Origin of the sequence: Pseudoalteromonas rubra (assembly GCF_001482385.1) — a bacterium.
In the GTDB taxonomy this organism is placed as follows: Bacteria; Pseudomonadota; Gammaproteobacteria; order Enterobacterales; family Alteromonadaceae; genus Pseudoalteromonas; species Pseudoalteromonas ardens.
This window is the reverse complement of the sequence record NZ_CP013611.1, coordinates 3,698,164-3,720,635: the sequence shown is the minus strand read 5'-3', so window position 1 is coordinate 3,720,635 and position 22,472 is coordinate 3,698,164. Positions and strand designations below refer to the sequence as shown.

The 22,472-nt window shown below is 48.3% G+C and carries 19 protein-coding genes; 11 read left to right on the top strand and 8 right to left on the bottom strand.

Annotation, left to right across the window (positions count from 1 at the left end; translation table 11 throughout):
* Positions 1–297 precede the first annotated feature (297 nt).
* The 4 genes from AT705_RS16165 to AT705_RS16150 form a co-directional block, all read right to left on the bottom strand.
* Entirely contained in the window at positions 298–771 is a 474-nt protein-coding gene (locus tag AT705_RS16165) for a hypothetical protein (RefSeq protein WP_058797365.1), read from the bottom strand.
* Between the two features lie 363 nt (positions 772–1,134).
* Positions 1,135–1,881 carry an SDR family NAD(P)-dependent oxidoreductase gene (locus tag AT705_RS16160; RefSeq protein WP_058797364.1) on the bottom strand — a complete coding sequence of 249 codons (747 nt, stop codon included), beginning with the start codon at positions 1,879–1,881 and terminating at the stop codon, positions 1,135–1,137.
* 95 nt (positions 1,882–1,976) lie between these two features.
* Complete coding sequence (locus AT705_RS16155) at positions 1,977–5,201, bottom strand: S41 family peptidase (RefSeq protein ID WP_058797363.1); 3,225 nt, start codon at positions 5,199–5,201, stop codon at positions 1,977–1,979.
* 128 nt (positions 5,202–5,329) lie between these two features.
* Positions 5,330–5,818: a winged helix-turn-helix transcriptional regulator gene (locus tag AT705_RS16150; RefSeq protein ID WP_010382851.1), complete on the bottom strand. Its 489-nt coding sequence runs from the start codon at positions 5,816–5,818 to the stop codon at positions 5,330–5,332.
* Positions 5,819–6,186: 368 nt separating this feature from the next.
* Between AT705_RS16150 and putA the strand changes: the two genes are divergently transcribed.
* From putA to AT705_RS16135, 3 genes are all read left to right on the top strand, one after another.
* Entirely contained in the window at positions 6,187–9,990 is a 3,804-nt protein-coding gene (gene putA, locus AT705_RS16145) for a bifunctional proline dehydrogenase/L-glutamate gamma-semialdehyde dehydrogenase PutA (RefSeq protein WP_058797362.1), read from the top strand.
* Between the two features lie 188 nt (positions 9,991–10,178).
* Complete coding sequence (locus tag AT705_RS16140; protein ID WP_058797361.1) at positions 10,179–11,378, top strand: aromatic amino acid transport family protein; 1,200 nt, start codon at positions 10,179–10,181, stop codon at positions 11,376–11,378.
* 91 nt (positions 11,379–11,469) lie between these two features.
* Positions 11,470–12,354 carry a hypothetical protein gene (locus AT705_RS16135; RefSeq protein ID WP_058797360.1) on the top strand — a complete coding sequence of 295 codons (885 nt, stop codon included), beginning with the start codon at positions 11,470–11,472 and terminating at the stop codon, positions 12,352–12,354.
* A gap of 45 nt (positions 12,355–12,399) precedes the next feature.
* On the opposite strand, the gene AT705_RS16130 is transcribed toward AT705_RS16135, so the two are convergent.
* The 3 genes from AT705_RS16130 to pomA form a co-directional block, all read right to left on the bottom strand.
* Positions 12,400–12,927, bottom strand: coding sequence for a hypothetical protein (locus AT705_RS16130; protein WP_082669018.1), 528 nt, complete (start codon positions 12,925–12,927; stop codon positions 12,400–12,402).
* A 169-nt stretch (positions 12,928–13,096) separates the two neighbouring features.
* Positions 13,097–14,029: a flagellar motor protein MotB gene (locus AT705_RS16125; protein WP_058797359.1), complete on the bottom strand. Its 933-nt coding sequence runs from the start codon at positions 14,027–14,029 to the stop codon at positions 13,097–13,099.
* Between the two features lie 2 nt (positions 14,030–14,031).
* On the bottom strand, positions 14,032–14,799 hold the full coding sequence (gene pomA, locus AT705_RS16120) for a flagellar motor protein PomA (RefSeq protein WP_058797358.1): 768 nt from the start codon (positions 14,797–14,799) through the stop codon (positions 14,032–14,034).
* A 231-nt stretch (positions 14,800–15,030) separates the two neighbouring features.
* On the opposite strand from pomA, the gene xseB reads away from it, so the two are divergent.
* The 8 genes from xseB to AT705_RS16080 all read left to right on the top strand — a co-directional run bounded on the left by xseB (position 15,031) and on the right by AT705_RS16080 (position 22,043).
* Positions 15,031–15,273, top strand: coding sequence for an exodeoxyribonuclease VII small subunit (xseB, locus tag AT705_RS16115; RefSeq protein WP_058797357.1), 243 nt, complete (start codon positions 15,031–15,033; stop codon positions 15,271–15,273).
* Between the two features lie 3 nt (positions 15,274–15,276).
* Positions 15,277–16,164, top strand: a complete 888-nt coding sequence (ispA, locus tag AT705_RS16110) for a (2E,6E)-farnesyl diphosphate synthase (protein ID WP_058797356.1) — start codon at positions 15,277–15,279, stop codon at positions 16,162–16,164.
* A gap of 187 nt (positions 16,165–16,351) precedes the next feature.
* Positions 16,352–18,211: a 1-deoxy-D-xylulose-5-phosphate synthase gene (gene dxs / locus AT705_RS16105; RefSeq protein ID WP_058798031.1), complete on the top strand. Its 1,860-nt coding sequence runs from the start codon at positions 16,352–16,354 to the stop codon at positions 18,209–18,211.
* Between the two features lie 319 nt (positions 18,212–18,530).
* Positions 18,531–19,295, top strand: coding sequence for a deoxyribose-phosphate aldolase (deoC, locus tag AT705_RS16100; protein ID WP_058797355.1), 765 nt, complete (start codon positions 18,531–18,533; stop codon positions 19,293–19,295).
* Positions 19,296–19,297: 2 nt separating this feature from the next.
* The gene (deoD, locus tag AT705_RS16095) at positions 19,298–20,023 is read left to right on the top strand and encodes a purine-nucleoside phosphorylase (RefSeq protein WP_049865738.1); all 726 of its coding nucleotides are present in this window, start codon (positions 19,298–19,300) and stop codon (positions 20,021–20,023) included.
* Positions 20,024–20,200: 177 nt separating this feature from the next.
* On the top strand, positions 20,201–20,518 hold the full coding sequence (locus tag AT705_RS16090) for a hypothetical protein (protein WP_058797354.1): 318 nt from the start codon (positions 20,201–20,203) through the stop codon (positions 20,516–20,518).
* 219 nt (positions 20,519–20,737) lie between these two features.
* A complete protein-coding gene (locus AT705_RS16085) occupies positions 20,738–21,238 on the top strand; it encodes a hypothetical protein (protein ID WP_058797353.1) in 501 nt (166 codons plus the stop codon).
* 187 nt (positions 21,239–21,425) lie between these two features.
* Entirely contained in the window at positions 21,426–22,043 is a 618-nt protein-coding gene (locus tag AT705_RS16080; RefSeq protein ID WP_058797352.1) for a phage tail protein, read from the top strand.
* A 41-nt stretch (positions 22,044–22,084) separates the two neighbouring features.
* Here the strand turns inward: AT705_RS16080 and AT705_RS26090 are convergent, their stop codons facing one another.
* Positions 22,085–22,306 carry a hypothetical protein gene (locus tag AT705_RS26090; protein WP_058797351.1) on the bottom strand — a complete coding sequence of 74 codons (222 nt, stop codon included), beginning with the start codon at positions 22,304–22,306 and terminating at the stop codon, positions 22,085–22,087.
* Positions 22,307–22,472 lie beyond the last annotated feature (166 nt).

The following is a 22,472-nucleotide window of genomic DNA, read 5'->3' as shown; positions in this document are numbered from 1 at the left end:
GGATGAAACCAGTTCTAATCAACTAAAGGCCACATACAGCAGCTGGCTAACCTGGGTAAAAGGTTGGTAATTCCGGGCTAGGAAAGCGTTTAAAATACAGCCAGGTGAATGGTTCTTTTGGGCGGGATAATAAAGAATGCCCATGTTAATTAGGGCATTCTTGAATTCGTTAAGTATACTCAATAAGCTGTCGATATCCGTACTCAAGGCATATAATCGTCTAGTATTTTCGAAACCTATTTCTATAGGTACAGTAGGAGTAACTTGAGCCACCTCTACAACACTACCAAAAATGACTCAGTCCTTTTTTAATGGTGGCGGAGGTGGAGGAAACAAAGACACTTCGCGTTTATATCGATAGGCACCATTCGTACTATTTATAATACTTAAAACAGGATCTATGCAGCCCAAGTATTCAACAATAAACTTAGCACCAGGCTCCAGCCTGGAACGACAACCAGCATCAAACTTACCTTCCACCTCATAGTGCCTGCCATCTTCCAACTTAGCGTTATCCTTATCCGTCAAGTTGTAAAGTAAAATTGCTTCCAACTGTCGGCCACTTCTCGCGGCGTCTTCACCATAAAACATAAATACAGGGTTCCTGCGCTGTGATCTCAACAGTAACCCTTTAACCTTAATGGTCTTCCCATCGTAGCGTTCAGGGTCAACAATAACCTTAAGCAAGGAGACCCTACTGGATTCAGATAGTGCCGAAAATGAAGCCACAAAGCATGCTATACAGAAAGTTAATTTGACTAATAAGGACATGTTCCAGCTCCTGCTTTATTAAATTTTGTGACATTAAACTCCCACAAAGTCTTTCCATCCCCATAGAAATCAGGTGTTGATAATATAATCTACTTCATAACCTGCGCGACAGCATAACCATTATCAGCGGTCTCACCTGCCGAAGGTAAAAATGCAGCTTTATTGATCCCATGTCAATAACAGGAAGATACGTCTTTTTTACCTGTATTGTTCTCCAATTTAATAGTGTCCCCAGGCCCACTTGTAAACAGCTCAGAGCCAAAACAACCAAACATACCAAACAGGAGGACAATGTGCGCATGCGTTTTATCACGTTGTCCCCCTGGTATTATGTTGCTCACTTCCACCGGTTGTCACTTTAAGCTACTTTCCACCAGCTAAATCAATAAAAGTACCTGTTGCATAGCTTGCCTGTTCACTCAGCAACCAGGTAATCGCATTCGCAACTTCTTCAGGTTTACCCCCTCGTTGCAGTGGCAAATATGAAGCCAGCCTGTCGACTCTGCCTGGTTCACCGCCATCGGCATGAATATCGGTGTAAATACACCCCGGGCGAACACAGTTCACACGGATCCCATCTGACGCGAGCTCCAGAGATAAGCCACGCGTGAAGCTGTCAATGGCGCCTTTGGCTGCCGCATAGTCAACATACTCATTTGCGCTCCCAAGATAAGAAGCCGCCGATGACACATTCACAATGGCACACTTGTCTGCCTGATGATATGCACGGATCTGTTTAAGCACCTCTCTGGCGCAGATAAAATAAGGCGTTACATTGGCGCACAACATCTGGTTAATACGCTCAGCGGTCATCTCTTCTACGCGCATTTGGTTCGCCAGCACCCCGGCATTGTTGACCAGATGTGAGATAGGCCCCAATTGCGATTTGATGTCTTCGCACAGCTGAACCACCTGTGCCTCGTCGCAAATATCAGCGGCAAAGCTATCTGCAATCCCCCCTTGTGCGCGGATCTGCGCAACCACTTGCGCAGCGGCAGCATGGTTAGATTTATAATTAACGGCTACCTGATAGCCCAGCCTGGCAAGCTCAATTGCGCTTGCGGCGCCAATTCCCCGGCTGCCTCCCGTGATTAAAACGACTTTTTTCATTGTTATTATTTCCCATATAAAAAGGGGCGCTTTGCACCCCTTTAAATTCATTTTTAACGGCCTAGACAGTTGTCCAGACCTGGTAAGTGCAGCCGTTACTGACCAAATTCAGTTGGGGCTGGCGGCACAGTGAGTGACTTCTTCGGGTTTGCTTTCATTTCTTTTAGCAATTCCTCAACAGCACGCTCTACTGACGGATCTTTACCTGCATGGATCAGTTCTGGACGATCTATGACTTCGATATCCGGGCTCACACCCACATCTTCAATGATCCAGTTACCCTCATTGTCCAGAATACGGAAAGTCGCAGCAATCACCTGACCACCGTCGACCAAACGTGGATTACCTGATATACCGATCAGGCCACCCCAGGTACGCGTACCAATGAGTTTACCTAACCCCGCCTGACGGAAGTAGTAAGGTAACGCGTCCCCGCCCGAACTCGAGTAACCGTTGATCAGCATGGCTTTCGGTCCATCATGGGCGAACTGTGGTGTTTTGGTTGGCTCAACACCACGGCGTTTCCAATAGTTGAGAGGCTTACGAGCCAGCCAGGTGATCATGTGCTCAGGTATAAAGCCACCGCCATTGTAACGGTCGTCAATGATCAGGGCATCTTTGGTAGTTTGTGGCATAAAGTGCTTAAACATGGCACGGTTACCTTCAAACAAAGTATTTGGCAAATGAACGTAACCGATACGGCCGCCGGACAGTTTATCAACATATGCCATACGAGAGTGAACCCACTCAAGGTAACGCAGGCCACCTTCACTGGCACTTGGCTTCACTGTTACCTGCCAGGCCCCATCCAAGCTTGGTGTGTTGTTAAGACGTAACTCAACCTGAGTCCCTTGGGTATTTTCAAGCAGTTCGTAGAAGTTACTCACGGAATTAACCGCGCGACCATTCACCGATACAATGTAATCGCCCACGCTGGCGTTCACACCCGGCTCATCTAAAGGCGAGCGGAACTCTTCATGCCAGTTCTCACCCTGATAGATTTTTTCAATGCGTACAAAACCTGAGCTGTGGGCACTGATCTGAGCCCCTAACAAACCATGCTTTTTACGTTTGGCTTTCGGCTCATCACCAGACTGAACATAAATGTGACCCGCATTGATTTCACCGGCGATTTCACTCAAAACGTAGTCCAGATCGTTGCGATGCGCGACGGCGTCGGCCATTGGCTGATAACGTTTCAGGATCTCATCCCAATCCTGGCCATGGTGATTTTCATCATAGAACCAGTCTCTAAGCGTCCGCCAGCCCTCAACATACATTTGTTGCCACTCAACTTTCGGATCAATCTTGAACATCATGTTGCTCAGGTCAAGTTGTGTCGCTTTCAGATCTTGCTTGGCTTTAGGCTTAATCACACTGTACTTGCCACCAGCACGGACAATCAGGTGTTCACCACCAGCAGCCAGCTTGTATGCCTGCACACCCTTAGCAACCGTTTGTACTTTGCCATCTTGTTTGTTAGGGATCAGCTTTAGTGTGCCTTCAGACAGTGTCAATACGCCGTCCTTAACGCCACTCAGGTCAGCATAGCTACCCGCTTTCGCCGGTAATGCAACAACCCGTGACATAAAGCCTTCAACCTGCAGTTGATTATCCGCCTTGCTGTCATCGGCCTGCTCTTCTTTGTCTTCGCTGACAATTGCCGCTTCATCACTGTTAAACGCACTGAGTGACGCAACCTGGTCATTCACCGCAACGGCATACAAACGGGTTGCATTGTTATATAAATATGCAAATTCATACGAGCTGAATGTCAGATTGAAATCGCGCTCTGACGTGAAATACAGGTATTGACCATCCGGTGAGAATGCCGGGTTCTGCTCGCTGGTCATGTCATCAGTCAGGCGACTGAGTTTTTTATTCTGCGTGTTGTAATGCCACAGCGATGCATACCGGTTGGCATTGTTCTTCACAAAGATCAGATCTTCGCTGTTTGGAGACCAGGTATACTGGGTGATGCCATCGTCATCATATTTACCGGTATCGATTTTATGCAGTTCACCCGATTTGGCATCCAGCCACCACATAGTGTGGTTTTTATCCGCAAATAACAGCTTTGAACTGTCGGCAGACCAGATTGGGTCAAATCGCCAGATAGTACCGTTACTGGTAAGTTGTGTTACCTCATTATTATTGGCGCGATCTTTAAGATAGATCTCATATTCGCCCGACGCATCGCTCATGTAAGCGATATAACGGCCGTTTGGCGACCAGCTGGCTGCAATTTCACGACCCTTGTCTGTCATGCTCAGATTGCGGGTCGTACCTTGCTCTACTGGCACTGAAAAAACTTCACCACGTGCAGTAAATAAGGCGCGCTTACCATCATGAGATACATCCATTGAATCAATGAATTTGCTAACATTTTTGGTATAAGGCATGGCGTACTTGCGTACCCCGGGCACATTAATGGTCAGCTTTTCAGTGGCTTTGGTTGCCTCATCAAAACGATACAGGTAACCACCATTTTCATACACGATGGCATCAGGTCCAGCCGATGGCCACAGCACATCATAATCACTGTGGTTGGTCATTTTTACCGGCGCTTTCCCTTCACGATATTTGTACAAATTCAGCGTGTAATCACGGTCAGACACAAAGTAAATGCTGTCATTCACCCAGGTTGGCTGCTGATCTGTTGCTCTGTGCTCAGTGAGTTGCTTAGAAGTATTATTCTCTAAATCATACACCCAGACATCCTGCGCACGACCGCCCCGGCTGCGTTTCCAGGTTCTGAATTCACGGTCTATCGGAGTATAAACAAACTGCTTGCCATCGGGAGACAGCATACCACCACCACTTTCAGGGATTGCCAGCGGCTGCTCCAGGCCACCATCCGCCGAGATCATGAAAGGGCGACCCATACGTTTACCCCAGGGAGTACGATTGGCACGGAATACGATGTGTTTGCCATCCGGTGTCCAGTCAAAAACCCGGTAGTCAAAACCGCCGCGCGGTGGCATTGGGCCCACATCATTGTAATACGTCAGCTGCTTAAGATTGGAACCATCCGCATCAATCACATAGATTTGTCGGCTACCATTGTACTCGGCGGCAAAGGCGATGCGCTTGCCATCGGGAGAGAACTTGGGAAACGTTTCAAAGCCAACGTGGTCGGTCAGACGCGTGCTGTTACCCGATTTTGTGTCGGCAATGTAGATATCGCCACCATATACGAAAGTGACTTTGTCCTGGTGGATATCAGGAAAACGCAGTAAACGCGTGTCCTCTGTCTGGTAGGCAGCGGCCAGCGGCGCTGCCACAGCCGCAATGGCGGCAACTAGGTGCTTGAGTTTCATAAGCCTCACAAGATAGTTTTGTTATTTTATCGCATAATAACAACTCTGTTCCTAAATACAGCTACCTTGCGGCCAAAAGCTTGTTACAAAATATGAAACCCCAATGATATGGTCCAATTCAGCGAGTATCACTGAAAGTTCAGTACCTCAACGCCCATGTCTTCTTTAACATGTTCAATCACCATATAGGTATGATTGGTGCCAACACCGGGGATCTCAACGATTTGCCCCAATACTTCACGATACTGGCGCATATCCTGTACCCGTATCTTTAATAGGTAGTCGAATCCACCCGCCACCATGTCACAGGCCACCACATTGGGGAGCTCCAGTACATGCTCTTTGAACGTTTCAAAGACCGATTCTGTCGAGCTTTTAAGTGTGATCTCGACATGGGCCACCAGGTGCTGACCCAGCTTGGCGGCATTTAACCTGGCAACATAGCCCTCAATATAACCTTCGGCTTCCAGTTTCTTCACCCTATCGAGACACGGACTGGGACTCAGATTAACCGCTTTGGCCAGGTTTACATTGGAAATACGGGCATTCTTTTGCAGGATATCCAGGATAGCTAAATCAATCCTGTCGAGCACCCGCGTTTTAATTGAAGTGGTCATTCAGCATAAAATTCTGCACAGCTTGGCAATTACCCGCAAATTTACCGTAATCCCAAAAAATAAGACAGCATATTCTGCTGTCTTTTCGATAGAATGTCCCCGAAATTTGACGTAATCGCCACACCAAAGACTTAACCGTGGCAAACCATTTTTTAGAACGCGAGATTGGCTAAAAGTTGAACACCCCTAAAGGTGTGTTAAGGTTAGCACTATGACCGCATCATATTGTCGTAATTGACGCTTTATGCAATGGCTTACCGATATTAAAAGGCCAGCCACATAGCAAGCACTTACACACCACTTGCTATCTCTGCTCTAAGCTGTTCAATTTACAATCATTTTTGACTCTTATTTTATGAGGCTGAGTTATGCTTTATAACGGCGATTTGACAACCACCTGTCCTATCAGACAGAAGATCCGCGATTTTTACCGCATTGATGAAAACGAAGTTATCGACCATATTTTGCCTCTGGCAGAAGTTGGCGTAACGGCGCGTAGCCGTGCCTGGGAAAGAGCCCGCCAGATAGTCGTGAACATCCGTCGCGATCAGGATGGTCAAAATGGGGTAGATGCGCTACTTAACGAGTTCTCTCTGTCATCAGAAGAAGGCGTGGTATTGATGTGTCTGGCAGAGGCCTTACTGCGTGTGCCAGATAAAGAAACTCAGGACCAGCTGATCCGCGATAAACTCGCCAAAGGTGACTGGAGCTCTCATTTAGGTAGCAGCGACTCTCTGTTCGTAAACGCGTCGAGCTGGGGTTTGCTGGTCACTGGTAAAATGGTCAACTACAGTGACAAACAACAAGAAGAACAATTTGGTGTCCTGAAGCGCACCATTGGTCGCTTAGGCGAGCCTGTGATCCGTAAGTCTGTTAACTTCGCTATGAAGATCATGGGTAAACAGTTCGTCATGGGTGAAACCATTCAGGATGCGATTACCCGCGCAGCAGAAAAAGAACAAAAAGGCTACGTATACTCGTACGATATGCTGGGCGAAGGTGCCCGTACCATGGCGGATGCCGAGCGCTACTATCAAAGCTACATGAATGCAATCCACGCCATTGGTAAAGCTGCAGCAGGTCGTGGTCCAGTTAAGAGCCCTGGTATTTCTGTTAAGCTTTCTGCTATCCACCCGCGTTACGAGTTTTCTCACAGCGACCGTGTGATGGAAGAGTTAGTGCCTAAGCTGAAAGAGCTGGCGGTAGCAGCAAAACAGTATGATATCGGCTTTACGGTGGACGCTGAAGAAGCGGATCGCCTGGATATTTCTTTAGACGTGATTGAAGCGGTCTTCTCAGCTCCAGAGCTGGATGGTTGGAATGGCTTTGGTCTGGCAGTGCAAGCATATCAGAAACGCGCTATTTTTGTGGTGGAATGGGTTGCTGATCTGGCTCGTCGCGTAGGTCGCAAGCTGATGGTCCGCCTGGTAAAAGGTGCTTACTGGGATACCGAAATCAAAACCACACAGCAAGACGGTTTAGACCACTTCCCGGTATTTACTCGTAAAGCGACCACAGACGTCTCTTACAAAGCCTGTGCAATCAAACTACTTGAAGCACGTGATGTGCTGTTTCCGCAGTTTGCAACACACAATGCCTATACCGCCGCGACCATTCTCGAAGTGGCTAAAGGCGACAACACAGGGTTCGAATTCCAGCGTCTGCATGGGATGGGTGAATCTCTGTTTGACCAAATCGTAGAAAGTGAAGGGATCCAGTGTCGTGTTTACGCGCCGGTTGGTCATCACGAAGACTTACTTGCCTACCTGGTGCGTCGCCTGCTTGAAAACGGTGCCAACTCATCGTTCGTTAATGCCATTGTCGATACCACTAAGCCAGTAGAATCTCTGCTGCCTGATCCGGTCGAAACCTTGCAAGGCCTGCGTAACAAATATAACAAGCAGATCAGCCTGCCTATCGAGTTATACGGCGATGAACGTCCGAACTCAAAAGGAATGGACCTGACTGACATTAATGTACTCACCCCGTTCAAAGAGAACCTGGATAACTGGTTCAACGAACATCGCATTGAAGAAAGCGCTGTGCCTGAGGGTCGCATGGCGGTACGCAACCCGGCTAATCACACAGAGATTGTGGGCCATGTACCTGTGCATGACGAAACGTACATGCAAAGCATTCTGAGCAACGCAGAAAACGCCTTTGCCGAGTGGTCTCAAACGCCGGTTAAAGAGCGTGCCGACCTGCTGCGCCGTGTGGGTGATATTCTAGAGCGCCACCACGACGAACTGGTTGCAATCTGTATTAAAGAAGCCGGTAAAATCACCCAAGATGGTATTGATGAAGTACGCGAGGCCGTAGATTTCTGTCGTTACTACGCTGCACGCGCCGAAGAGCTGTCTAAAGACGAGCGTTTTGAAGCCCGTGGTGTGATTTTGTGTATCAGTCCGTGGAACTTCCCACTGGCGATCTTCCTGGGTCAGGTTGCCGCAGCCATTGTGACGGGCAATACCGTTATCGCTAAGCCAGCTGAGCAGACAAGTATGATTGCCGTTCGGTGTATCGAACTGATGCGTACCGTTGGTCTGCCTGAGCACGTTGTTCAACCGGTTATTGCACGCGGTAGTGAAGTGGGCAAGCACATTGTTCCAGATGAGCGTATTCAGGCCGTGATGTTCACCGGTTCAACTGAAACCGGCACATTGATTTCACAAATTCTGGCTGAGCGCAATGACATCCAGGTCCCGCTGATCGCTGAGACAGGTGGCCAAAACTGTATGGTCGTGGACTCAACAGCCCTGCCTGAGCAAGTTGTTGACGACGTCATTTCGTCTGGATTCCAAAGTGCTGGTCAGCGCTGTTCAGCGCTGCGGGTACTGTTCCTGCAAGAAGACGTCGCGGATGGCATTATCAAGATGCTGCAAGGCGCGCTGCAAGAACTACATGTGGGTGATCCGGCGTTGCTGTCTACAGACGTAGGCCCAGTGATCGATGAGAAAGCACTCAATGCCCTGACTAAACACGTTGAGTTTATGAAAGGCAATGGCAAATTGTTGTTTGAAGCTAAGATCCCGGACAACAGCGAAAATGGTGCTTACTTCTTTGCACCGCGCTTGTATGAGATCTCTGACTTGTCAGTACTGAAACGCGAAGTGTTTGGCCCGGTTGTTCACGTCATCCGCTTCAAGGGCGAAGACCTGGACAATGTCATTGACCAAATCAATGGCACGGGATATGGCCTGACTATGGGTGTTCATTCTCGTATCGAAGCACGTTGTGAATATCTGGCAAAAATGTCTCGCGCAGGTAACGTCTACGTCAACCGTAATATGATTGGTGCCATCGTAGGTGTGCAACCGTTCGGTGGTCGTGGTTTATCAGGCACAGGTCCTAAAGCCGGTGGTCCAAACTACTTATTGCGCCTGGTGAAAGAGAAAGCGTCTCCGGACAACGTTCAGATGACTAACCTGACACCAGATGAATTAGAAACACACCACTTCCCGGGTGCGGTTGAGCAAGTTGAAGCCCTGATGCAAAACTCGCTTCGCGATGAAAAAATTTGGCGTGCAACTCCGCTTAATGACCGTGTGTCTGCGGTACGTCAGCTACTTGCCAAAGTGGCGACGGTTGAAATCATCGATGACCTTGCGGACGATTTAGCCCTGACACTGGCGGATGCCCGTGCCCAGCTTAACCGCCTTGAAAAGCGCATGCGTTCACACATTGTCTTACCTGGGCCAACGGGTGAATCTAACACCCTACACCTGGAAGCGCGTGGTTGTGTTGTGTGCTATGCCGACAAGAGTACCTCGTTTAACTTCTGGGCGCTGTCGGTCATCACCGCATTGGCAGCAGGTAACACCGTGATCACTGTGGCGTCTGAGTTATTCTATGAAGAAGCACAGGCATTCCGTGACAAGTTCATCGCCACTGGCGTTGCCGAAGGCGTATTCCAGGTTGCTAAACCAAACCAGCTACAAGCTATTCTGGCGCACCCGCACCTGTCGGGAGCCGTGGTTGCTGCACGTTCGTCACGTCTGGGCTACTTCAGTCAGCAGCTGGCTGCACGTAAAGGCGCGATCCTGCCAGTGATCAGTGCTGAATACTACGACACACTGATCAGCCGTCTCGTCACGGAGAAAACAATCAGTATAGATACCACCGCATCGGGCGGTAATACATCACTGATGACTCTGGTAGAAGATGACGAATAAACGAATGCGTTAAATCTCATTCTATCTAAGCCGGCATCCGCCGGCTTTTTTAATACAATTTCAATCACCTTAAACAGTGCTGTAATGCACAAATTACAAGCCTGTACCTTGATTTGTAGCAAAACTATTTCATTTTTTATTGAACCGTTATATTGTGCCTGCTTCTCTCACAAAGTTAGGGGCTATGTGTGCAAAAGAACAAAACTATCGGCAGCATGTTAATTGTCGCCGGCACCACCATCGGAGCAGGTATGCTGGCGCTGCCGATTGCTTCTGCAGGACTAGGATTCACCACCGCGTTACTCTTAATACTGGCAACCTGGGCCTTGATGACCTATACCGCCTTACTGATGCTAGAACTGCATCAATACGCCAACAAAGAAGCCACACTCAATACGCTGGCTAAACGCATATTAGGTAAAAAAGGCCAGTATGTGGCAAACTTTTCCATGGTATTTTTGTTTTATGCACTCTGTGCGGCCTACATTGCAGGCGGCGGTGCGCAACTCCAGGAAAAGCTGACAGCTTTAACCAGTATGGATATTGCCCCTCAGGCAGGCTCAGTACTGCTGGCCATCATGGTCGCTACCATTGTGACTTTGGGTACCAGCACCGTCGATAAGCTCAATCGCGTTCTGTTCACGATCAAGATCCTGGTATTGGCCAGTTTGTTCTTTGTTCTTACACCCTATGTACGCGGTCAACACTTGCTGGATATGCCCGTCGAGCAAGGACTCATCATCTCTGCACTGCCGGTCATCTTCACCTCATTTGGCTTTCATGGCTCTATTCCTTCTATCGTTAAGTACGTTGGTCTTGATATCCGTACGCTCAGAAAAGTAATGATAGTGGGTGCTTCACTGCCTTTAGTGATATACATAGGTTGGCAGTTGCTTAGTCAGGGTGTGATGGCACAAAGTGCGTTACTAAATAGCGAAGGGCTGCCTGGGTTTGTGGCCAGTATCTCCAGTATTGCGCATAGCCCGCAGGTAAGTACCTTTGTGACACTGTTTGCCGATCTGGCACTGGCAACCTCATTTTTAGGTGTCAGCCTGGGCCTGTTTGACTTTTTTGCTGATGCCTTTAAAAAGCGCAATACCGTGTCAGAGCGGGTAATCACGGCACTCATTACCTTTTTACCGCCGCTGGGGTTTGCATTGTTTTATCCGCAAGGGTTTATTATGGCGCTGGGATATGCGGCTATTGCACTCGTCGTGCTGGCCATTTTCCTGCCTGTCACTATGGTTTGGCAGCAGCGTAAAACGCAACAAACGAACGGCTACCAGGTCGTCGGTGGTAACCTGGGTCTAGTGTGCGCAGGGCTTTGCGGCATGCTCATCATTTCAGCACAATGTTTGCAGATGCTCGGAGTGATCCCGCCACTTTAACAAATCACCACACTTTTTGCCTCGATTTAACTACGGCTGGCGATATAATGCCCGTATAAAGACATTATCAGCCGTAGTTAAGAAGGACCGTATGAAGCACCTGATCCCCCTTATTCTTCCAGCCACTTTACTTATCGCCTGTGGCGGAGAGAATAGTGAACCATTAAAAGCAAACCCGGACTCTTCCACAGATAACAATACCCAGGATACCAGCAACCTCACACCTAGCTGTGGCAATGATTTCAACGCACAACGGTCGCTAAACAAGTTTGAAAGCACCGCGGTCTTTTGGCAGATTGAAGGAGCCCGCTTGCAATCTAAGCCCCAACTCACGATATTGGCCGACAAGTTCTCTCTCTCTGCGTCCCATGAACTCAGCTCAGATGACACCTTGTGCCTGCTAGCCGCAAATATTTTTGGTTCCAGTGGTGCACAGACCTGGCAAGGGGAAGACAATGGCTCGGTAAAACCAGGTGAGCTGTACTATTACAGCCCCGCGATTACCTTTACAGGGGCTTTACCATCGCTCACGTCACTGGATGACTGGCGCAGCCAGGGGGCCCCGACACAAACCGCTATCACGACCCCAAGCAGCGAGATCACCATTTGGTATCGCAACCGGGATGAAAACCGCTTTACTTTGGGAACGGCACAAAGCAATCAAAATCCGGTCACCCTGAGTTGTGACCAAAACGGATTTGCATTGTCTTACTCTTTGTCTCAGGTGGCGCAAAGCCAGGTAGATACCCTAAACCCCAGCTTCTGTGAAACGCAAGGCACCGGAGAGAACGCTGTTACTCAATGCCTGAGTGTGGCACTCACCACCACAGACAAACTGGAATCCTGTACATTTGGCACAACCAGCGTGGCGTTACCAGACAACACAGGCAACAAAACATCAGTCAAAGTGGCAGGAGAGCTAAATATAGTGACAGGGGACGCTGAACTGAAGATCACCCAGATTGATATTCGCTAGCAAAGGGGTCCTGCCAGCGGTGGGACCAGAACAAAGAAAGTTTCTTTACCCTAAATTTTGATTGGTTTGCGAAGGTGGACTGCCTTTCGCTTTGCGGCCAATTACGTAAATTAAGGGAGCAAAGCACAAAAAAACGGTCGCGTAATTAACCAATGGCAGAATTGTTTTGTACAAATAGCCAGAATAGCTTAGATCCATCAAATGTCGGTCAACCAACCGGAACAATTGAAGTAAGGGAGCAGGGATAACAACCAACTGACAGATAATACTCTGCCACATATACATTTTATCTTTCAATGCCCAGTAAGCCACTATGGCAATAAAGAGAATGTCTGCAGCAGCCCAATAAATGTAGCGATAGACTTTGTTGCTATCAAGCTCTAGGACCAAATCGTGAGTCAAATAGCCATTAACGAAAAACGCAAAACACAATAGCGAATACCGTAATGCCTGCCTGTCTTTCAGGAAATAAAACAAAACAACGGCAACTGAAACAAGGACCATCTGACTATCAAAAATAGTATTCAGAAGTACTCTTATCGTGTCACCGTTGATATCGATATTCGCCAACATGGCTATCAGAAACCGTTAGAACTTATTTCGGATCTTCGCTTCCATCGTCACCGCCACCATTTGAACCCGGCATATAAGCATATTTATTAAGCATTGTTTTCTCCATTAACATTATCAGATTAAATTCCGCTGAATAGCCTAGCCCAAGAATCGGTACCACGCAATACTTCTAGTTGTTTCCGCGTACATTAATTGGGTCAGATTCCTTAGCCTTACCTTGCATAATCGATATTTCGACACGCCGGTTGCGACGACGGTCTTCATCAGTTTCATTAGGCACCAGAGGGCGGGTATCCGCATGCCCAACCACCACCATACGGTTTTTGTCAAATCCAGTGACAGTTTGCATTTCTGACGCGACAGCAACCGCCCGGGTCGCTGACAAATCCCAGTTATTGCTATACAGCTCATTCGAAAACTGGAAGTCATCCGTATGCCCGGACACCGTTATTTCGCCAGGTACATCTTTAAGTAACTGGGCAATATCCTGGATCACGGGCTTAAACTTAGGTTGTAAGAATGCGCTGCCAGAAGGGAATGAGCCATTCTCCTGGATCCGTATAATAATTTGCTGTCCCAATGACTCCAGTTCAATCGCACCATCCATGATTTGCTTTTCGAGCTGCTGGGCGATTTTCTTCACCAGCTCATTAACCTGTTCCTGCTCGGCAGCCGCAATGGCCTGCGTCATCGACTGCTCCTGTGCTGTACTGGAAGACTCACCACCACGCTTATTACCGCGCTGTTCCTGTCGTCCACCCGCAGAGCTCTCATCACCCGCCTGAAACTCCAGCATCTGCTGCGTCATTTCAACCGTCTGCTGTTGTATCGTTTCAATAGGGGTAGGCTCAGGTTTACCCGGCGTGAACTCCATGGCAATTACACTGGTGCCTTTGGGAATGTCCTTTACCTCAATCTTGTTTTGCACACCGAATGCAAACTTCATCGAGCCTGCGATCTGCTTAAATTTGAGTACATCCATTTCTGAAAACGCCAGCAGCAATACGAAGAAACACATCAGCAGAGACATCAGATCGGCAAAAGTCCCCATCCAGGCAGGTAAGCCTGGTGGGGGACATTTGCATTCGTTCTCGTCAGACATAATTACTCCTCGGCATCAGCACCCCGTTTGGATTCAGGCAAATAGTTTTTCAAGATACCTTCTATCACTTTCGGGTTCTGACCGTCCTGAATTCCTAAAATGGCATCCAGAATCAAACGTTGGTTGCGTTCTTCTTCATCCTTACGCAGCTCCAGTTTTACCTGAATTGGGATGGCCACCACATTGGCCAGAAACGCACCATACAATGTCGTCAATAGCGCAACGGCCATCGCAGGTCCAATCGCTTTTGGGTCATCCATGTTTGATAGCATGGCTACCAGACCAATTAAGGTACCAATCATCCCCATTGCAGGGGCAATGTCTGCCAGAGACTTAAACAACCCAGCCCCCATTTCGTGACGCGTCGAAGTCAGCGCAATGTCTTTTTGCAGGGTTGCCCTGACCACATCCGCATCGTGACCATCTACCAGCATGTCTACGCCTTTGCGCATAAAGGAATTGGGAATTTCAGCCTCTTCTAATGCCAGGAAGCCACCTTTACGCGCAGAATCTGCCAGCTCAACCGCTTTTTCAATCAACTCTTCCGGCGTTTCCAGCTTAAACATAAAGGCTTTACCAGCCACTTTACCAATGCCAAAAAACTGGCTCATGGTAAAATTCGACAGCACGATAAAAATCGAGCCACCAAACACAATAACCACTGATGGAGTGTTGTAAAACATGGCGACCTGGCCATCACTACTAAGTACCATGGACATCACAATCAAGCCTATGGCCCCTAAGATCCCAATCACGGTTGCTAAATCCACACACCCTCCAAAGGAATTTACCCGCTATCTATCACGCAGTTATTATTATCGACAGAGTTATCGGCCAGTTTTGCAATAACTTAACCCAATTATATTAAATTGCTTTGAAATTGCGAATCCGCAAGCCATCCTGACTGTATAACGCAAAAATTCTGAGAGATCTTTGACCTCAATCTGTAATACTCATAAAATTAGGCGTTTTTTAATTTAGCTCAAAGTGAATACTGCAACATGGCGACAAAAAAACCGGAAAACATGAGCTTTGAAGAAGCTGTTGACGAGCTTGAAAGCATTGTACAGGGCATGGAACGGGGCGAACTCACCCTGGAACAGTCGCTCAAGCAATTTGAACGCGGGATAAAGCTGGCCAATGCTTCCTCGCAAAAGCTGCAACAGGCAGAACAGAAAGTGGCGATTTTGCTCGGTAATGACGAGCAAAGCCCGCTAAATGAATTTACGGACGAGCTGGAATAAACATTGGATTTACAAGCACAACTTGCTCATGCCAGAGCGCAGGTCGAAGAAACTGTAGCAGCGTATTTCGCTCAAGAACTGGACAGTGACGACACAGCCATTGCTGCAGCGCGTTACAGCATTAGTAATGGTGGTAAGCGATTACGCCCATTTCTGGTCTATGCAACCGGACAAATCTTTGGTGCCGCGCCTCGCGATCTCGATATCGCTGCAGCGGCCGTCGAATGTATCCACAGTTATTCATTGGTTCATGATGACCTTCCGGCCATGGACGATGATGACCTGCGTCGCGGTAAACCAACGTGCCACATTGCATTTGATGAAGCACAAGCAATCCTGGCTGGCGATGCGCTACAAACTCTGGCTTTTGAGCTATTATCGGCACATACGTTTTCCGTTTCGGCAGCAAATCAGATTGCGATGATCAAGACCCTTGCAAAGGCATCTGGCTTACAAGGTATGGTTGGTGGTCAGGCTCTGGATTTGGCAGCTACGGATAAGTCTGTGAGCCTTGCTGAGCTGGAGCGGATCCACCGCTTAAAAACAGGCGCACTGCTGACTTGTGCTATTGAGCTCGGCGCGCTGTGTGCTCCTGATGTGTCAGGACATACCCTTGCTCGACTGCGTGACTATGGTCAGAGTATTGGCCTGGCATTCCAGGTTCAGGATGACATTCTCGACATCGAAGGTAACACTGAGGTACTGGGCAAACCTCAGGGATCTGATCTGGAACACAATAAATCTACGTATCCAGCACTATTAGGGTTATCAGGTGCAAAGCAAAAAGCACAGGCACTCGTAGAAGAAGCAAAGCGGGCACTACAGGATATTGATGCAGACACACAAACCCTGGCTTTGCTGGCTGATTATATTATTGCCAGAGATCATTAATGGCTGTAAACCGACTAGCAATCAACTGATAAGTCGCTAAATTAATTACTAGTTAAGTTATACTGTGGTGCATTGCACACTGCACGCCGAACAAAGCGCCGAGCACCCAGCACAGAATTTATAAATTTAATGGCGGATAACAATGACAACCAAGTCAGCGAACTCTGCCCAGGATAACGTAATCAATATGAGTCTTGATAACAGCAAATATCCCCTTTTGGCATTAATAGAGCAGCCTGAGCAGCTGCGCACTTTGCCACAACATAAACTGACCGAGTTCAGCGATGAGCTTCGTGACTATCTGCTCAATTCGGTCTCGCAAAGTAGCGGTCACCTTGCCTCCGGCCTAGGCACTGTTGAACTGACGGTGGCGCTGCATTATGTGTACAATACGCCAGCCGATCGCCTGGTGTGGGATGTAGGCCATCAGGCCTATCCGCATAAAATACTCACGGGTCGCCGCGATCAAATGCATACCATACGACAAAAAGATGGCCTGCACCCTTTCCCATTCCGTGAAGAGAGCGAGTACGATACATTCAGCGTTGGCCATTCCAGTACCTCTATCTCCGCCGCACTGGCCATGGCGATTGCCGCTGAAAAAGAACAGCAAGGGCGCAAAGTCGTCGCTGTGATTGGAGATGGCGCAATGACCGCAGGTATGGCTTTTGAAGCCATGAACCATGCGGGTGATGTAAAATCAGATATGCTGGTGATCCTCAACGACAATGAAATGTCTATTTCCGAGAACGTGGGCGCACTGAACAACCACTTTGCACGTATCTTATCAGGGAGCTTTTATACCAATATCCGCGAAGGCGGTAAAAAACTCCTTTCCGGCGTACCGCCTGTTAAAGAGCTGGCCAGTAAGGTTGAAGAACACCTTAAAGGCATGGTAATTCCCGGGACCTTCTTTGAAGAGTTAGGCTTTAATTACATTGGCCCAATTGACGGCCACGATGTCAATATGCTGGTAGACACGCTCAGAAACATGCGCAACCTCAAAGGTCCGCAGTTGCTGCATGTTAAGACCCAAAAAGGTAAAGGTTACCAACCAGCTGAAGCCGATCCAATTGGCTATCATGGCGTGCCTAAGTTCGATCCGAGCGTTCACAGTCTGCCAAAATCCAAACCCGCTGCGCCGACTTTTTCTAAAGTGTTCGGTGACTGGTTATGTGACATGGCAGAGCAAGACAGTAAGCTGATGGCCATTACCCCAGCGATGCGAGAAGGGTCAGGCATGGTGCGCTTTTCCAAAGAGCACCCAAATCAGTATTTTGATGTAGCGATTGCTGAACAGCATGCCGTCACTTTAGGTGCCGGTTTTGCCTGTGAAGGGCTCAACCCCGTTGTCGCCATTTATTCTAGCTTTTTGCAGCGTGGTTATGATCAACTGATCCACGACGTCGCATTACAGAATCTGCCTGTTTTGTTTGCCATAGACCGCGCAGGCATTGTCGGGGCTGATGGCGAAACGCATCAGGGGGCATACGATCTAAGCTTTATGCGCTGTATTCCCAACATGGTGATTATGGCGCCGAGCGACCTGAATGAATGCCGTCAGATGCTCTACACAGGTCATCGTCTGCAACAACCTGCCGCCGTGCGCTACCCGCGAGGCTCAGCAGGTGAGGCAGAGATTGAAGCACAGATGACTGAGCTGAAAGTGGGCAAAGCTAACTTGCTACGTACCGGTAAAAAAGTCGCCATTCTTAACTTTGGTACCTTGCTGCACAATGCAAAGCCGGTCGCAGAGGCGCTGGATGCAACTTTAGTTGATATGCGCTTTGTGAAGCCACTTGATAGCGACATGGTTACAAAGCTGGCAGCTGAGCATGACCTGCTGGTGACATTGGAAGACAATGCCATTGCAGGCGGTGCTGGTAGTGCAGTCAGCGAGTATCTGGCCTCAAAACAGATCCTTAAACCAATATTGCATCTGGGTATTCCAGATGAATTCATTAAGCATGGTACACAAGACCAGATGCACACTGAAATGGGCCTGGATGCAGATGGGCTCCAAAATCGGATACAAGCCGCCCTGTAACCGCTCAACCACCTAATATTGAGCCACTGTGACCACAGTGGCTTTTTTATTTCACACTATTCTGATTGCCACCGCGCCTTGCGCTATATCAAGAGACAGCGCTTTTGTACTGGTAAACCACCATCAACTCACGGACAATACAGGGGTGATTAAATGGAATTAGCTTGCCCCGCCGGGTCGAGTCTTCACGGAACCAAGTCCACTCGAGTACCCAAAACGAGAGTGAACACAGCTCGATCAAAGTCCTCACTTCGTTTTTCGGGTTAGTGGTTCTTTGCTGCCTGACCACACCATATCGGCAGCACAACAGGAGCTTCCTATGTCTTCAATAACACCCAAACGTGCCGCACAGCTGGCACTGAGTTGCATGGATTTAACCAGCCTGAGCGGCGCAGAATGCGACCAAAATATCATCCAGCTTTGCCAGCAGGCCAGCTCAGCGGTAGGCAATGTGGCTGCGATTTGTATTTACCCCCGGTATATTCCACTAGCCAGGCAACATCTGGCGGCTGGGATCCGCATTGCGACAGTTACAAACTTTCCACACGGCAACGACAATATAGCCAGAGCGGTTGAACAAACCCGCACAGCTGTTGCACTTGGCGCCGATGAAGTGGATGTGGTCTTTCCCTATAACGCCCTGATGGCTGGTACCCCTGACATCGGCCAGCAGCTTATTGAACAATGCAAGCAGGCTTGTGGTGCACACGTACAACTCAAAGTGATCATTGAATCCGGTGTACTGGCAACCCCAAAATTAATTGAGCAGGCGTCGCGCATCGCAATCAACGCTGGTGCGGACTTTATCAAAACCAGTACCGGCAAGGTCAGCGTCAATGCCACCTTAGAAGCCGCACAGGTGATGCTCAATGCCATCAAAAGCAGTGGCAAACAGGTTGGTTTTAAAGCTGCGGGGGGTGTGCGCACAGTTGCCGATGCCCAAGCCTACCTGGTGCAAGCCAGGCAAATAATGGGTCCGGACTGGGTGAACAAGCAGCACTTCAGATTTGGTGCGTCTGGTTTGCTCAGTGATGTACTCGCAACCCTAACAGGCTCTGCCTGTGACGCTCAGGGAGGGTACTGAGAATGCAGGCCAACCATCATGGTACAGTCCACATCAATGCGCCTGACGATGCCTTCGCCGATACCGTATTACTGCCGGGCGACCCACTGCGCGCCAAGTTCATTGCGGAGCACTTTCTGGATGATGTGACTGTCGTCAATACGGTGCGCAATATGCTGGGTTACACCGGCTTTTTCCAGGGCCGCAGACTCTCGGTGATGGGCACTGGCATGGGGATCCCCAGCTGCTCCATTTATGCCAAAGAGTTAATCACAGAGTACAAAGTGAAAAACCTGATCCGTGTGGGCAGCTGTGGGGCGGTTTCCAAACACGTGCAACTGCGCGATATTATTATTGCCATGGGTGCCTGCACCGACTCAAAAGTAAACCGAATGCGCTTTAAAGATCATGACTTTGCGGCCATTGCCGACTTCAGCCTGCTCAACGCCTGTGTTCACACTGCCTCGGCACTCGCGCTAAAAGTACAGATTGGCAATGTTTTTTCATCCGACCTGTTTTATACGCCACAGCCAGAGATGTTTGAGCTGATGGATAACATGGGGATCCTGGGAGTAGAAATGGAAGCAGCCGGGTTATATGGTGTTGCTGCACAATATGGTGCCAGGGCACTGACCATTTTAACGGTTGCTGACCACATCACTCTGGACACGCATCTGAGCAGTGACGCCAGGCAATCTTCTTTCGAAGAGATGATCCAACTGGCACTTCTGACAGCAAAAACAATGTAGCCCCCTTCCATTACCTGGTGTGCCAAAGGCACACCCTGACAGCCTTCTCGTTGCCATAACTTTTTGTGTAACGCTAAACGAGTCTGCGACCCAGACACCATCCATTGCGTACTAATACTCGCGCTGTTACTATCCCCGTGTAAGGAACAAACACAACCACAATTTGGGAGTATTACCATGAGAACACTTTTACCCATTGCCGCTTTACTCTTCTCAGGCTCAGCATTGGCTAGTTTCGAAATGAGCGGCAAAATCATCAAACTTTTTGCCAGTGAAACAGGCAGCATTGCCGTAAGACTAGACAAAAACTACAATGATTCTGCCAAACAGGAATGCCCTGGATTTAATGGCTGGGCAGGTAATGTATCGGCAGATCCAATTCTTAAGTCCACCTTGCTTGCCGCACATGCAGCTAAAACGAATATCACACTCTCAATATCGGGATGCACAGCGGGTGGAGCCTGGGCAAAAGTTGCCGCCGTCTATTCTGACTAGGTAAGTTACGATGCACTTCAGGAAGCCTGCTAGCGCAAGCTTCTTTGGCTAAAAACTGCAAATTTTGGGGTGTTTGATAACCAGTTCATGATACTTTTTACCCCGACCTGTTTTATACTCTCCCCCTGAATCGGGACTTTAGCGCTGATATCTAACATGCACCGCGCTAGCATAACGGTTAAGAGCCCGTTTTTTCCTTAATTACATACTTTTAAAATTATGACCAAAACCCGACAGATCATTTATGCGGTTGTACTCAACCGAGGATTTTTACTGTTTCCACTGATCCTGATCAGCCTGCTGGTTGGCAGTATTACCGCAGAAGACATTCGCTATTTGCTAGGGCACTTGGATCAGCATGGCTATCAGAAAGTCATAGACAACGAGTCGACCATCACTATTTTGCTAATTGGCTTTGGGGCCATCATGGATGGCCGGAAAATTTTTTCAAAACGTATGCTCGAAAGTAAAAATGATCCAACTCTTGAACAACACAGTATCCTGAACGCCACCTCTGAGTACTATGGCTTTATGCTGATTGTGATAGGCATTGCTATCGAGATTGTTGATCAAATCACAAGGTATTTGCGTACTTTCAATGTGGATATTATGGCGTTTGAAGCAATATTTAGTTTAGTCTTCAATTGTGTTGCGCTCATTGTCATGCTCAGGGCTGCCTATAAAATTGCCCACCTGGACAGAAAAGCACACCAACTTTAAGTACAATGAGACAACAAGCCGACAAATTAGGACCCGCTAGCTAGATGCTCTATAAGAACAAGCCACAGCTCTTCATATCAATATCCGAGTATGGTGTAATAGAAAGTAATGTACTTACAGACAAAGATAAGGTAGTGTCCTTCTTACTATAATCTTTTTAACAACAATATATTAGGGAGTGAAGAGTATGGCTGTAGACGCATTTATTGGTGAGTTAATGCCATTTTCAGGTACTTTTGCAGTACGTAATTTCACATCTTGTCACGGGCAGTTGCTTTCTATCGCTCAGTTTCAGGCTGTATTTTCTATAATGGGCACTTATTATGGTGGCGATGGACGCACCTCTTTTGGTGTAGCAGATCTGCGTGGTCGCAGCCCTGTCAGTTTTGGCACCGGGCCCGGTTTATCCACCTATGTACCAGGCCAGAAAACGGGGCTTGAGCAAACAACGCTCACGGTTAACCAAATGCCCTCGCACACGCATGTTGCGCAAGCTGCCGTAACGGTGCAGAGCGCTGCGACAGCAACCATGACAGTCGCCGAGAATGCGGCTAACCTGCCAGGCCCTGTTGCAGACAGCTATTTAGGTAAGCCTCAAGATCAAACTTATTTTTCGCCCTCCGCATTCTCTCCCCTGAGCCCGGTTCAGATCGCAGGTCCCGAAGTAGAGGTCACCTCTAATGCTGCAGCCGAAGTACACGTTTTACCTGCGGGTAACAACAGTGCTATTGATATCCGTAGCCCGGTCCAGGCTGTCAGCTGGCAAGTTTGTATTTATGGTACTTATCCGTCACGCGCGGATTAATCGTACAGTGAAAAGAGCCGGGTATGTCCTATCCGGTTCTTTTACTTCACTTGCAATATCTTGTGCAACCATGATTTTACAGTCATAGGTAAGATAATCAAATGACCGGTGCTCCAACCTTCTTTATTGGCTCTGCGGGCTATGCCTTCATTCAATACCCGCGTAAACCAGCTGATACTCGCAAGGCGTATTCTGAATTCACTAATATCTGCATCCAGCATACTGCGCTCTGACTCGCTCTGCTCATCACCGCATAGCCACATACCTCAATGCAAAATACCTTGGCCAGAGCCTGTAATTTTTCCTCTACCCAGTCTCTTCCATGGTCATATGACTTACCTGTTAATCGGTCTTTAGAATGGGTGTATGTAACTGATGATGTAGACCTGTGTTAGCCATTGACTGGCAGATCTGTATCCTGGGTGCCTA

Excerpts from the sequence above, each read along its gene's own strand:
- AT705_RS16080 (WP_058797352.1), top strand. The coding sequence starts at position 21,426 with ATGGCTGTAGACGCATTTATTGGTGAGTTAATGCCATTTTCAGGTACT.
- AT705_RS16150 (WP_010382851.1), bottom strand. The coding sequence starts at position 5,818 with ATGACCACTTCAATTAAAACGCGGGTGCTCGACAGGATTGATTTAGCT.
- AT705_RS16165 (WP_058797365.1), bottom strand. The coding sequence starts at position 771 with ATGTCCTTATTAGTCAAATTAACTTTCTGTATAGCATGCTTTGTGGCT.
- deoD (WP_049865738.1), top strand. The coding sequence starts at position 19,298 with ATGCAGGCCAACCATCATGGTACAGTCCACATCAATGCGCCTGACGAT.
- AT705_RS26090 (WP_058797351.1), bottom strand. The coding sequence starts at position 22,306 with ATGTGGCTATGCGGTGATGAGCAGAGCGAGTCAGAGCGCAGTATGCTG.
- AT705_RS16125 (WP_058797359.1), bottom strand. The coding sequence starts at position 14,029 with ATGTCTGACGAGAACGAATGCAAATGTCCCCCACCAGGCTTACCTGCC.
- AT705_RS16160 (WP_058797364.1), bottom strand. The coding sequence starts at position 1,881 with ATGAAAAAAGTCGTTTTAATCACGGGAGGCAGCCGGGGAATTGGCGCC.
- putA (WP_058797362.1), top strand. The coding sequence starts at position 6,187 with ATGCTTTATAACGGCGATTTGACAACCACCTGTCCTATCAGACAGAAG.
- AT705_RS16130 (WP_082669018.1), bottom strand. The coding sequence starts at position 12,927 with ATGTTGGCGAATATCGATATCAACGGTGACACGATAAGAGTACTTCTG.
- xseB (WP_058797357.1), top strand. The coding sequence starts at position 15,031 with ATGGCGACAAAAAAACCGGAAAACATGAGCTTTGAAGAAGCTGTTGAC.
- AT705_RS16135 (WP_058797360.1), top strand. The coding sequence starts at position 11,470 with ATGAAGCACCTGATCCCCCTTATTCTTCCAGCCACTTTACTTATCGCC.
- dxs (WP_058798031.1), top strand. The coding sequence starts at position 16,352 with ATGAGTCTTGATAACAGCAAATATCCCCTTTTGGCATTAATAGAGCAG.
- AT705_RS16155 (WP_058797363.1), bottom strand. The coding sequence starts at position 5,201 with ATGAAACTCAAGCACCTAGTTGCCGCCATTGCGGCTGTGGCAGCGCCG.
- AT705_RS16085 (WP_058797353.1), top strand. The coding sequence starts at position 20,738 with ATGACCAAAACCCGACAGATCATTTATGCGGTTGTACTCAACCGAGGA.
- deoC (WP_058797355.1), top strand. The coding sequence starts at position 18,531 with ATGTCTTCAATAACACCCAAACGTGCCGCACAGCTGGCACTGAGTTGC.
- AT705_RS16090 (WP_058797354.1), top strand. The coding sequence starts at position 20,201 with ATGAGAACACTTTTACCCATTGCCGCTTTACTCTTCTCAGGCTCAGCA.